This is a genomic window from Mycobacterium paraense (assembly GCF_002101815.1).
Lineage (GTDB): Bacteria > Actinomycetota > Actinomycetes > Mycobacteriales > Mycobacteriaceae > Mycobacterium > Mycobacterium paraense.
The window spans coordinates 19479-31043 of sequence record NZ_LQPM01000018.1 but is presented as its reverse complement, the minus strand read 5'-3'; the positions used below and the strand labels follow the sequence as shown (position 1 = coordinate 31043).

At 71.4% G+C, this 11565-nt stretch carries 13 protein-coding genes; 2 read left to right on the top strand and 11 right to left on the bottom strand.

The genetic code is table 11. The features are described from left to right. Positions 1 to 82: 82 nt before the first annotated feature. The gene (locus tag AWB89_RS15835; RefSeq protein ID WP_085174923.1) at positions 83 to 1099 is read left to right on the top strand and encodes a PAS domain-containing protein; all 1017 of its coding nucleotides are present in this window, start codon (positions 83 to 85) and stop codon (positions 1097 to 1099) included. Here the strand turns inward: AWB89_RS15835 and AWB89_RS15830 are convergent. From AWB89_RS15830 to ssd, 7 genes are read right to left on the bottom strand one after another with little or no spacing between them, the layout of a single operon-like run. Then, the gene (locus AWB89_RS15830; protein WP_085174922.1) at positions 1096 to 1401 is read right to left on the bottom strand and encodes an Rv3654c family TadE-like protein; all 306 of its coding nucleotides are present in this window, start codon (positions 1399 to 1401) and stop codon (positions 1096 to 1098) included. The genes AWB89_RS15835 and AWB89_RS15830 overlap by 4 nt on opposite strands. 16 nt (positions 1402 to 1417) lie before the next feature. Next, complete coding sequence (locus AWB89_RS15825) at positions 1418 to 1708, bottom strand: TadE family type IV pilus minor pilin (RefSeq protein WP_139830862.1); 291 nt, start codon at positions 1706 to 1708, stop codon at positions 1418 to 1420. Positions 1709 to 1743: 35 nt separating this feature from the next. Further along, a complete protein-coding gene (locus AWB89_RS15820; protein WP_085103380.1) occupies positions 1744 to 1944 on the bottom strand; it encodes a DUF4244 domain-containing protein in 201 nt (66 codons plus the stop codon). Positions 1945 to 1962: 18 nt separating this feature from the next. Then, positions 1963 to 2565 (bottom strand): type II secretion system F family protein, encoded by a 603-nt coding sequence (locus tag AWB89_RS15815; RefSeq protein ID WP_193791365.1) that lies wholly within the window; start codon positions 2563 to 2565, stop codon positions 1963 to 1965. Next, the gene (locus tag AWB89_RS15810; RefSeq protein ID WP_085174920.1) at positions 2562 to 3359 is read right to left on the bottom strand and encodes a type II secretion system F family protein; all 798 of its coding nucleotides are present in this window, start codon (positions 3357 to 3359) and stop codon (positions 2562 to 2564) included. The genes AWB89_RS15815 and AWB89_RS15810 overlap by 4 nt, the downstream gene beginning before the upstream one ends. Beyond that, positions 3356 to 4519, bottom strand: a complete 1164-nt coding sequence (locus AWB89_RS15805) for a TadA family conjugal transfer-associated ATPase (RefSeq protein ID WP_085174918.1) — start codon at positions 4517 to 4519, stop codon at positions 3356 to 3358. Before AWB89_RS15805 ends, AWB89_RS15810 begins: the two co-directional genes overlap by 4 nt. Next, positions 4516 to 5565, bottom strand: a complete 1050-nt coding sequence (gene ssd / locus AWB89_RS15800) for a septum site-determining protein Ssd (RefSeq protein WP_085174969.1) — start codon at positions 5563 to 5565, stop codon at positions 4516 to 4518. The genes AWB89_RS15805 and ssd overlap by 4 nt, the downstream gene beginning before the upstream one ends. 492 nt (positions 5566 to 6057) lie before the next feature. Here ssd and AWB89_RS15790 point away from each other — a divergent pair, with 492 nt between their 5' ends. Then, positions 6058 to 6915, top strand: a complete 858-nt coding sequence (locus AWB89_RS15790) for an HAD-IB family hydrolase (protein ID WP_085174914.1) — start codon at positions 6058 to 6060, stop codon at positions 6913 to 6915. Positions 6916 to 7345: 430 nt separating this feature from the next. Here AWB89_RS15790 and AWB89_RS15780 read toward each other — a convergent pair whose 3' ends face one another. Genes AWB89_RS15780 through AWB89_RS15765 form a run of 4 tightly spaced genes read right to left on the bottom strand, consistent with a single transcriptional unit; the run spans position 7346 to position 11565 of the window. After that, a complete protein-coding gene (locus tag AWB89_RS15780; protein ID WP_085103390.1) occupies positions 7346 to 8116 on the bottom strand; it encodes an oxidoreductase in 771 nt (256 codons plus the stop codon). A 44-nt stretch (positions 8117 to 8160) separates the two neighbouring features. Further along, complete coding sequence (locus AWB89_RS15775; RefSeq protein WP_085174912.1) at positions 8161 to 9774, bottom strand: dipeptide ABC transporter ATP-binding protein; 1614 nt, start codon at positions 9772 to 9774, stop codon at positions 8161 to 8163. Further along, positions 9771 to 10646: an ABC transporter permease gene (locus AWB89_RS15770; RefSeq protein WP_085174910.1), complete on the bottom strand. Its 876-nt coding sequence runs from the start codon at positions 10644 to 10646 to the stop codon at positions 9771 to 9773. Before AWB89_RS15770 ends, AWB89_RS15775 begins: the two co-directional genes overlap by 4 nt. After that, positions 10639 to 11565: an ABC transporter permease gene (locus AWB89_RS15765; protein WP_085103396.1), complete on the bottom strand. Its 927-nt coding sequence runs from the start codon at positions 11563 to 11565 to the stop codon at positions 10639 to 10641. The genes AWB89_RS15770 and AWB89_RS15765 overlap by 8 nt, the downstream gene beginning before the upstream one ends.

Below are 11565 nucleotides of genomic sequence, written 5' to 3'. Positions count from 1 at the left end.
GCGAAGACGTGGGCAAATGACACTTCACGACCAACCGCACCCGGGCCCCATCGCAGCCGCCGGCCGCCGTAAAATCGGCCGCATGGCCCACGACTGGTTGCTCGTGGAGACGCTCGGGGGCGAACCCGCCGTAGTGGCACAGGGACGGCAACTCAAAAACCTCGTACCGATCACCACCTTCCTGCGCCGCAGCCCCCACCTCGCGGCCGTCCGGACCGCGATCGCCGAGTCCGTCCAGACTGGCCAGAGCCTGACCAGCATCACCACCAAGCGCGACCGCGTCATCCGCACCGAACCGGTGGTGATGTCCGACGGCCGCGTCCACGGCGTCCACATCTGGACCGGCCCCGCCGACGGCGAACCGTCCCAACGGCCCGTCCCCGGGCCGCTGAAGTGGGACCTGACCCTCGGTGTGGCCACCGATACCACCGAATCGCTGGCCAACAGCGGCAAGAATCCCGACGTCGAAGTGACCTTGGGCAGGGCCTTTGCGGAAGACCTGCCGTCGCGCGAACTCAATCCGAACGAAGCCAAAGTGCTTGCCATGGCGGTACGGGCCAAGCCCGACCAAACGATCTGCAGCACATGGGATGTCAACGACTGGCAGGGCAAACCGATCCGGATCGGTTTCGTCGCGCGCACCTTATTGGAGCCGGGCCCGGACGGCCGCGACCACCTGATCGCCCGGGCGATGAACTGGCGGTCGGTCCTCAAGGGCCCGGTGGTTTCCACCGACGATCTGGCGCAACGGATCCTGAACGGATTGGCCCAGGCCGGGGTTCACCGGGCGCTCGTCGATCTCGACAACTGGGCCCTGCTGAAGTGGCTCGACGACCCCTGCACGTTCTACGACTGGCGCGGCCACAAGACGGACAGGCCCAAGGTCCACCCCGACGACGAACACCTAAAAGCCACTATGACAAAGGAATTCGTCGACGGCCCGACCAGTCGGGTATTGCGCATGCGGGGACACAACGACGAGTGGGTTCCGGTGCACGTCACCGTCAACAAGGTGGAGCTGGAACCGGACACCTTCGTCGGACTGGTCTCGCTGCGGTTGCCGACCGACGAGGAACTCGCCGCCGCGGGACTGGCCTAAGCGGCGGGGCCCGCCCGCGCGGCGGCCCGCGCCGCGCCGCCCAGCGCGACGGCCACCCGGACGGCGACGACGACGTCGAGCTCGTCCACCTCGCATCGCGCGTCATTGACGCGCATCTCGCGCGCGACCGCCGTCGCACGGTCGCAGGCCGCCGCGGCTCCGGCCGGCAGCCGCGCCGCACCGGCCAGCGCGGCCAGGTCGGCCGCGGCCTGCGCACGATGGCGCGCCAGCACCGCCGAGCCGACATAGGCGCCCGCCCCGGTGACCGACAGCAGCACCACCACCATCGCCGCGGCGAGCACGCTCGCCGAGCCGCGATCATCGCCCGGGCTCGGCCGCCGCGACCGCCCGGGCCTGAATGTCCAAGGACGGCAAGAGCTTTGACCGGGCGACGACCGTGGCCATGAGGAAGTCGCCGTCCCGGCGCAGCTGCACCCGCGCGCCGGCCGGAGCGACGCGGCGGGCGGCGTCGAGCGCCGACCGTTCGTCGCCGCGCGCGGCCAGCCGGGCCGCCTCGCGGGCGGCGTCGACGCAGCGCACCTGCATCGACACCGCGGTGACGCCGGCCAGGCAGAGCACCAGCACCACGACCAGCGCGGCGATCGCCAGCGCCGCCTCGACGGTGCTCGACCCGGCACAGCTCGCTAGACCTTGGTGTTGAGCGCGCGACCGATGATGTTGGTCAACGCCGAGACGATGGAATCGCCCGTCACGACGGTGTAGAGGATCGCGCCGAACGCGGCCGCGGCTATGGTGCCGATCGCGTATTCGACGGTCGACATCCCCGACTCGTCGGTCGCCAGCACGGCGAGGCGCGCCAGCAAGACGCGGAACATGTTGGCCATCAATGCCTTCCTTTCGTTTCACAGCAGGCCCGATTGCAAGACATCCCCGGCCAGCCCCGCCACCACCGGCACGATGCCCAGGCACACGAACGCCGGAAGGAAGCACAGACCCAGCGGTCCGGCGATCAGAACCCCGGCCCGTTCGGCGGCCGCCGTGGCGGCATGCGCGGCGTCCTGGCGGGATTGGTCGGCCAGCTCGGCGACGCCGCGGGCCAGGGCCGAGCCGGAGGACGCCGAACGCCGCGCCAGCCGCAGCAGCGCGTCGATGTGTGCGCCGGGCTCGCCGGCCGACTGATCCCGCGGAACCGACCATGCCACAGCGGGATCCGCGCCCAGCGCCAGCAGATCGGCGGCGCGGCGCAACACCCCGGCCAGCTGCGGTGGTGCGGACGGGGCGGTCGCCGCCGCGGCCGTCGACACCGCCATGCCCGCCTCCAGGCACACGGCCAGCACATCGAGGCTGGCCGCCACCGCCAGCGGGTCTTGGTCCTGTCGCGGCCGCACGGAGACCGCCTGCCGCCGGCGACGAGCGCGGGACGGAAGCCCCGCGCGCGCCCGCACCACCGACGGGCCGGGGCCGACCCACAGCGCGGCGGCCAGCATCGCCGCGGCCGCGTTCAAGTCCCGAGCCGATCGGTGATGCGATCCGACCACAACAGGCCGGCGCAGGCCAGGGCCGAGCCGACGACCAGCAGCCAGCCGCCGATGTGCCCGCCGAGCAGAAAGCTCAGCGGCCGAGCCCCGATCAGCTGGCCCAGCAGGACGCCGAGCACCGGCAGGCCGGCCAGTATCGTTGCGGTGGACCGCGCTCCGGCCATGCTCGAGGTGACGCGCGCCGAAAAGCGTTGCCGCTCCTCGATATCGCGCTGTGCGGCGTGCATCAGCGTAGCTATCGCGAGCCCGTGCTCGCTGGCCAGCTGCCAGCACACAGCCAGTCGATCCCATTGCGCCGGCAGGCTCGACGAGCGCGACGCGGCGCGCAGGCCGGCCGTGACGTCGGCGCCCAGTCTGGCCCGCGCCGCGACCGCGCGCAACGACGCGGCAACCGCCCCGACGCTTTCCCCGGCGGCGACGTGGAACGCGCGCACCGGATGGGCGCCCACGCGCAACTCGCCGACCAGCACATCGAGGGCAGCTTCCAGGTTCGCGCCCTCGTGGGCGGCGCGCCGGGCGCGGCGGCGACGGCGATAGCGCAGGCCCGCGGTCGCGCCCACCACCGCGGCCGCGAGCACCGCCGTCGCCGGCAGCAGGACGGCGGCGGCCACGAAGGCGCAGGCGGCGAGGTAGGACGCCCCGCGGCGGACGGCGTCCCTCCGGCGAACCCGCGCCGGGCTCGCCAGCCGGTGCCGCGGTGGCGGCGGAAGAGCCAGCAGCGCAAGGGATAACAGCAGGGCGGCGATCGCGAGGCCATTCACGCCGGGCCCCGGCTCCGCAGCAGGCGATGCAGCTCGCCCGCGTCGTCGGTCAGCCCCCGGCCCGCGACCCATGCGGTGACCGCGCGGACCCGGCCGTCGACGTGGCGCAGCACGGCTATCTCGGCGAGTCGGCGCCGCCCCGCCCGGTCCCGCGCGACGTGCAGCAGCACCTGAACCGCGGCGGCGAGCTGGCTGTGCAGCGCCGCCCGGCCGAGGCCGCCGAGGGCGCCCAGTGCCTCCAGCCGGGCGGGCACCTCGCCGGGCCTGTTGGCATGCACGGTGCCCGCGCCGCCGTCGTGGCCGGTATTGAGCGCCGCCAGCAGGTCGACCACCTCGGCTCCCCTGACCTCGCCGACGACGATGCGGTCGGGCCGCATCCGCAGCGCCTGCCGGACGAGCTCGCGCAGCGGAACCTCGCCGACGCCCTCGACGTTGGCGCACCTGGCGACCAGCTTGACCAGATGCGGATGCCGGGGCGCCAGCTCGGCGGCGTCCTCGACGCACACGATCCGCTCGGTGGGCGGCACGGCGGCCAGCATCGCCGCCAGCAACGTCGTCTTGCCGGCCCCGGTGCCGCCGCACACGAGGAAGGCCAGCCGGGCGGCGATGATGTCGGCGAGCAACGCGTTGGCCCGCGGGTCGATCGCGCCGGCCGCGGTGAGGGCGGTCAGGTCCTGTGTGGCCGGCCGCAATACCCGCAATGAAATGCAGGTGCCGCCGGCCGCGATCGGCGGTAACACCGCGTGCAGCCGCACCGCGAAACCGCCCGAACCGATTCCGGTGAGCTGGCCGTCCACCCAGGGCTGGGCGTCGTCGAGACGCCGACCGGCGGCCAACGCCAGCCGCTGCGCCAACCGCCGCACCGCGGCCTCGTCGGCGAATCGAATGTCGGTGCGCCGCAGCCCGTTTCCGTCGTCGACCCATACGGCGTCGGGCGCGGTGACCAACACGTCGCTGGTGCCGTCGGCGCACAACAACGGTTCGAGGATGCCGGCTCCGGTGAGTTCGGTTTCCAACACCCGGAGATTGGCCAGGACCTCGGTGTCGCCGAGCATTCCGCCGGACTCGGCGCGGATCGCGGCTGCCACCACGCCGGGACGCAGCGGGGCGGCCTCGGACGCCAGCCGCTCGCGCACCCGTTCGATCAGTGAGCCACTCACGCCGCCCTGCCGTTCGGCGCCGCGCCGGCCGACGGCAACACGGCCAGCACCCGGCGGGCCGCCACCAGGAGGGGACCGCGCCGGCCCAGCCGCAGGCCACCGTGTTCGGACTGCCGGGCGAGTTGCGGCTGAGCTTTGATGGACGCGACGAGCGGCAGGCCCGCGATGTCGGCGACTTCGGTCGCCCGCAGACCCCCGGGCGACGGGCCGCGCACGACGAGCCCGAGATTGGGGTTCGCCCCGGCCAGCACGGGTGCCATGGCCGCGGTCGCCGCGCACGCCCGCACGTCGCAGCGGCTGACCACCACGACGAGATCGGCGGCGTCCAGCGCGGCTTGCGTCGCATCGGTGAGACGGCGCGGAAGGTCGCAGACGACGGCGGCTCCACCGCGGCGCCCGGCATCGACCACGGCGTCCACCGGCGCGCCGCCAAGCTCGTAGCCGTGGCGGGCCCCGGAGAGCACGCTGATGCCGCGGTGTCGCGGCAGCGCCTCGCGGACCGCCGACCAGTTCAGCCGGCCGCCCTCCAACGCCAGATCGGGCCACCGCAGGCCGGGCGCGCTCTCGCCACCCATCAGCAAATCGATGCCGCCGCCCCACGGGTCGAGGTCCACCAGGAGCGCATCGCCGGCGGCATGGGCCACGGCGGCCGCGAACGAGGACGCGCCGGCCCCACCGCAACCCCCGACCACGGCGACGACCCGGCCCCGCGGCCCGTCGTCGCGCGCCGATTCGCCGGCCTCGGCGAGCACGCGGATCAATTCGCGTTCGTGCCCGGGCAGCGTCAGCACGCGTTCGGCGCCGACGGCGACGGCCGCCGCCCAGGTCGCCGTCTCGGGCGGCGCGGGGGCCACGACGCTGACGTGGGTGCGCCGCGGCAGGCCCAGCTGCCCGCATCGCTGCGCCGCCGCCTCGTCCAGCACCACCGCCGCGGCCGCCGACCACGTCTTGCGGCTCACCGCGGAGGCGCCGACATGAACCACCCGAACGCCGACCGCCGCGGCCACCCGGTCCGTCTCGTCGCGCAGTTCCGGGTCGGTCACCATCGCCAACACGGCCGAGGATCCCGCCGCTCTGGCACCCGTAGTGCTGGTCATCCACCCACCCTGCAGGGCCGTGACCTTGGCACACCAGTCCCAAAGCCGGATTTGTGGATAGAGACGCCAGTGTGTACAAACGCCGCGCCGCCGGGCTCGCCGGCGGGCGCGAAGGTGCCTTTCCCGCAACGCGCGGCGGGCGGCGGGACGACGCCCGAGCGGGCGGGAAAACTTACCCGAGAAAAGGGACGACCCCCGCCAGGGGGGGAGGAGGCGAGGGTCGTCGTGTATCAGCCCCGGGGGGTCGGGCTGATGCACCCTCGGCTCAGGCCGAGTAATGCTTACTATACACATGACAGTCCGCACTAACGCAAGTAGTTGTTCCGGCGAAAAGCGCGTTGAGCCGCAAAAATACCGACGGTATGTTCTTTGAGGCGCGATGAGCGGCTGTTTTCGCCCTAACTCCCCGGCGCCGCCGGACGACCGACCTATGCTGGATCGGTGACCGTATCCGACTCGGCCGCACGGCAGCAAACCTCACTGGAAACAGCTGCAACTACCGGTCCGCACGCCCGTACCGCCGCCTTCTTCGACCTCGACAAGACCATCATCGCCAAGTCCAGCACGCTGGCTTTCAGCAAACCCTTTTTCAACCAGGGACTGCTCAACCGCCGCGCGGTGCTCAAGTCCAGCTACGCCCAGTTCATCTATCTGCTCTCCGGTGCTGATCATGACCAGATGGACCGGATGCGCCTGCACATGACCAACATGGTCGCCGGTTGGGACGTGGAACAGGTCAAGTCGATCGTCAACGAAACGCTGCACGACATCGTGACCCCGCTGGTGTTCGCCGAAGCCGCGGACCTCATCGCCGCGCACAAGCTGTGCGGCCGCGACGTCGTCGTGGTCTCGGCGTCCGGCGAGGAAATCGTGGCCCCCATCGCCCGGGCGCTCGGCGCCACGCACGCGATGGCGACCCGGATGGTGGTCGATGACGGCAAGTACACCGGGGAGATCGCGTTCTACTGCTACGGCGAAGGCAAGGTGCAAGCGATCCGCGAGCTGGCCGCGCGCGAGGGCTATCCCCTCGAGCACTGCTACGCCTACTCCGACTCGATCACCGATCTGCCCATGCTCGAGATCGTCGGACACCCGAGCGTGGTCAATCCGGACCGGGCTTTGCGCAAAGAGGCGGTCGAGCGCGGCTGGCCCGTGTTGATGTTTTCCCGCCCGGTATCGCTGCGCGACCGGATCCCCGCTCCGTCGGGCGCGGCGATCGCGACCACCGCCGCGGTGGGCGTCACAGCGCTCGCCGCAGGGGCAGTCACCTACTCATTGCTGCGCCGCTACGCCTTTTAGGCGTGACAGCAAACATGCCATTCGCGCAATACATTTTTGCTTCGCATTTGGGCCTTGATGTGGTTCGGGTCTAGTAGTACAAAGGAACCACGGAAGCCCGGTGAGGCCTAGGTCGATCCGGAAGAGAAGGATCGTTCTCCCGAGTCGGGCGCCCAGCATGGAACCCGGCACCCACGCGGAGTCATAGCCGCGATAATGGCAGAAGTGTTGCGGGCCTGCGTAATTGCGAAAAGTGGAAGGTATCGACAGCCCTTTGGGTGGGGTTGCAACCGGAAGCGTCGCAAGATCGCCGAGGCCAACCCACGTAGCCCAGAAATGCACGCTTGGTAACCGAGTTCCGTGCTAGCGGGCGGCGGACCGAATATTTCGGAACGTCGCCCGCTTTACATTTGTGAAACAAATTCTTTGGCGCCGGTTCGAGGCCTCTCGGCTACCGATTCGCGAGCGACTCGGCGATCGACAAAGCCTCCTGCGCACCGGCTTGCAGCGACCGGCAACACAGCACCACCCAGGCGCCAACACCGCCCGGTGTGCCCTCGGCGAATCCCTCCGCGGCATCGCGATAGTCGGCAGGCTGACGCATCCAGCTCACCTCGGGCACACCCAACCCGTGTGGGTCAAGCCCGCTGGCGATCGTCACGAGCCGCGACACCGCGCGGGCCACGACGCCGTCCGCGCTGCCAAACGGCTTGAGCGTCAGCAACTCCCCGTGCGCGACCGCGGCCACCACCGGCGCCGGAGCCGACGTGCGCCCGGTCACCAACTCCCCCAGCAACTCCAGCCGAGGCCCCACCTCGGCGTCGGCCCGGGGGCGGCCCAGCCGATCGTCATCGACCTGGTCGGCCGCCGCGAGCGCGTGCAGGCGGGCCAGCGCCTGCAACGGCGCCCGCTGCCAGATTCCGATCAGAGGCCCGCCCCCACCCTCGAGCTCCTGCGCCACCCGCAGCGCCCCGCCGAACACCGGGTCGCTGATGCCCTTGTTGGGCGATGCGGCCTCGGCGAGGTCATCCAGCCGCACCGGACCGCCGTCGAGCACCGACGAGGCGCGCGCGGCCCGCAGCGCCGCTTCGGCGGCGGTCACCGGCCACCGCCGCAGGTTCGCCGGATGGCGGTGGGCGCGACCCAGCGCGTCGCGGGCCCGGTCGCTGGCCTCGGCGACGCCGGGTAGCTCCAGCAGCGGGGCCAACGGGTCGGACGTCACGGCTTGCAACCTATCGGGGCGGCGCCGCGGCCTTCCGGCCGGTCTCAGGACGGCCTGGGGATGGCCTCCAACAACCGGCGCGTGTAGTCGTGGGCGGGCCGGGTGAACAGCTCCTCGGTGGGCGCCTGTTCCACCACCCGGCCGGCGCGCATCACCAGGACGTCGTCGGCGATCTGGCGGATCACCGCCAGGTCATGGCTGATGAACAGGTACGTCAGCCCCAATTCGGCCTGCAGGTCGGCCAGCAGGTCCAGTATCTGCGCCTGCACCAGCACGTCGAGCGCCGAGACGGCCTCGTCGCACACCAGGACGTCGGGTCGCAGCGCCAGCGCCCGAGCGATCGCGACCCGCTGCCGTTGGCCACCCGACAGTTCGCGCGGCAGCCGCCCCAGAACCGAGGGCGGCAGCGCCACGTGGTCGACGAGCTCGCGCACGGCGCGCTCGCGCTGCTTGCGGTCGCCCACGCGGTGGATCCGCAACGGCTCCTCGACGGCCCGGAACACCGAATACCTGGGATCCAAACTGCTGTAAGGGTTCTGGAACACCGGCTGCACCCGCCGGCGAAACGCCAGGGCCCGCTCGCGGTCCATCGAGTGGTCGATCGGGGTCCCGTCGAAGACCACCGTGCCGGAAGTGGGTGACAGCAGACCCAGCACCATCCGCGCCAGCGTCGATTTTCCCGAACCCGACTCTCCCGCGATCGCCAACGTGCTCCCCCGCCGCAGCCGAAACGACACGTCGTCGACGGCGCGGAATTCGGTGCGGCGCCATGGCGCCCCGTGCGACTCGCGGTAGACCTTGGTCAGCCCGGAGACGACGAGTATGTCGTCCGACCGCCCGTTCGGCGCGCTCGCGCTGGGCCGTGACCTGCTCGGCGCCAGCGACGGGGCGGCCGCCACCAATCGTTGGGTGTATTCGTGTCGCGGCCGCTGCAGGATTTCCTGCGCCGCACCGGATTCCACCACCAGACCGCGATGGACGACGACCACCGACTCGGCCCGTTCGGCGGCCAGCGCCAGGTCGTGGGTGATCAACAGCAGCGCGGTTCCGAGTTCGGCCGTGAGCCCCTGCAGATGGTCCAGCACCTGCCGTTGCACGGTGACGTCGAGCGCGGACGTCGGCTCGTCGGCGATGAGCAGCTTCGGCCGCCCGGCCAGGCCGATGGCGATCAGCGCCCGTTGACACATCCCGCCCGACAGCTGATGGGGATACCGGGCGGCCTGCCGGGCCGGATCCGGCATGCCCGCCTCGGCGAGCAGCTCGAGCGCGCGTCGTCGCGCGTCGCGGGTAGCGGTGTTGGCCCGCAACGCTTCCCGGACCTGAAACCCGACCTTCCAGACCGGGTTGAGGTTGGTCATCGGATCCTGGGGGACGTAGCCGATGGCGCGTCCCCGGATGGACAGCAGCAGCCGGCGGTCTGCCCCGGTGATGTCGCGCCCGTCGAAAACGATGCGGCCGGCGGAAATTCGCCCCCCTGGCGGCAGCAGCCCGAGGATCGCGGCGGCCGTCGTCGATTTCCCCGATCCCGATTCCCCGACCACCGCGACGGTTTGGCCGCGCCGCACGGTCAGGTCCACGCCGCACACCGCGGGCGGATGGCCGCCGAACCTGACTTCCAGCCCCTCGACCGACAGCAGCGGCGCCTCCGGGGTGCTCATGCGCGCCGCGCCCGCGAGCCGGGGTCCAGGGCGTCGCGCAGCGCATCGCCCATCATCATGAACGCGAGCACCGTAATCGCCAGCGCGCCGGCCGGATAGAACAGGATCGGCGAGCCCGACCGCAGCCGGCTCTGCGCCAGGTTGATATCGCCGCCCCAGGACACCACCGACGCCGGCAGGCCGACGCCGAGGTAGGACAGCGACGCCTCGGTGACGATGAACACGCCGAAGGCCAGCGTGCACACCGCGAAGACCGGGCCCAGCGCGTTGGGCAGCACGTGCCGGATCAGGGTCTGAAAGTCCGTCAGCCCCAGGGCTTTCGCCGCGACGACATAGTCGCTGGCGCGCACCTCGAGCACCGCACCGCGCGCAACCCTGGCGACCTGCGGCCAGCCGAACAGCGCGAGGATGGCGACCACCGTCCACACCCGGCGGTGGTGCATGACGCCCATGATCACGATCGCGGCCAGCAGCAGGGGCAGCCCGAAGAACACGTCGGTGATGCGCGACACGACCGCGTCCACCCAGCCCCCGTAGAAGCCGGCCAGCGCGCCCAGCGCCCCGCCGACGACGAACACGAGCAGGGTGGCGCCGAGCCCGACGGTCAGCGAGGCCCGCGCCCCGTACACGGTTCGCGCGTAAATGTCGTGGCCCTGCAGATCGGTGCCGAACCAGTGCGCGGCCGACGGCGGCAGCAGGCTCTGGCTCGGATCGGCGTAGGCGGGGTCGATGCCGGTGAACAGCGCGGGGAACAACGCGACGACGACGATCAGCGCGATCAGCGCGGCGGCGACGACGAACTTCGGCCGCCGGCGCAGCTTGCGCCAGGTGTCGCGCCAGAAGCCGTGGCGAACGGCGCTGCGTTCAGCCATAGCGGATCCGGGGATCGAGGGCGGCGTACAGCAGGTCCACCGCCAAGTTGGCGACCAGGTAGATGACCACCAGCACCGTGACGATCGAGACGACGGTCGGCGCCTCCTGCCTGGTGACGGCCTGATACAAGACGCCGCCGACGCCGTGGATGTTGAAGATGCCCTCGGTCACGATGGCCCCGCCCATCAGCGACCCGAGGTCGGCGCCGAGGAATGTCACCACCGGGATCAGCGAGTTGCGCAGGATGTGCACCGTCACGACCCGTCGCCGCGAGAGCCCCTTGGCGGCCGCGGTGCGGACGTAGTCGGCGTGCGCGTTGGCGGCCACGGCGGATCGGGTCAGCCGGACGACGTACGCGAAGGAGACTGCGCCCAGCACGATCCCGGGCAGCAGCAGCCGCGCGAAGGTCGCCCTCTCGCCGACGGTGACGGGCGCGAGTCCCAGCCGGACACCGAACACGAATTGCGCGATGAAGCCCAGGACGAAGATCGGGATGGCGATGATGACCAGGCCGGCGATCAGCACCGTGGAATCGAAGATGCCACCCTCGCGCAGGCCGGCGACCACGCCGAAGCCGATCCCGAACACCGTTTCCACCGCCACCGCGATCAGCGCCAGCCGAATGGTGACCGGAAAGGCGTGGGCCAGTACGGCGCTGACCGGCAGCCCGGAATAGGAGCGCCCCAGGTCGCCGCGCAGGATGCCGCCCAGATAGCGCAGGTATTGCAGGATGAACGGATCGTCGAGGTGGTAGCGGGCGCGCAGCGCGGCGGCCACCGCGGGGGTCAGCGGCCGGTCCCCCGCCATCGCCGCGACCGGATCGCCGGGCAGCAGGAAGACCATGCCGTAGATCAGCAGCGTGGCGCCCAGGAAGACCGGCACCATGATGGCGATCCGGCGCGCGATGTACCAACCCAT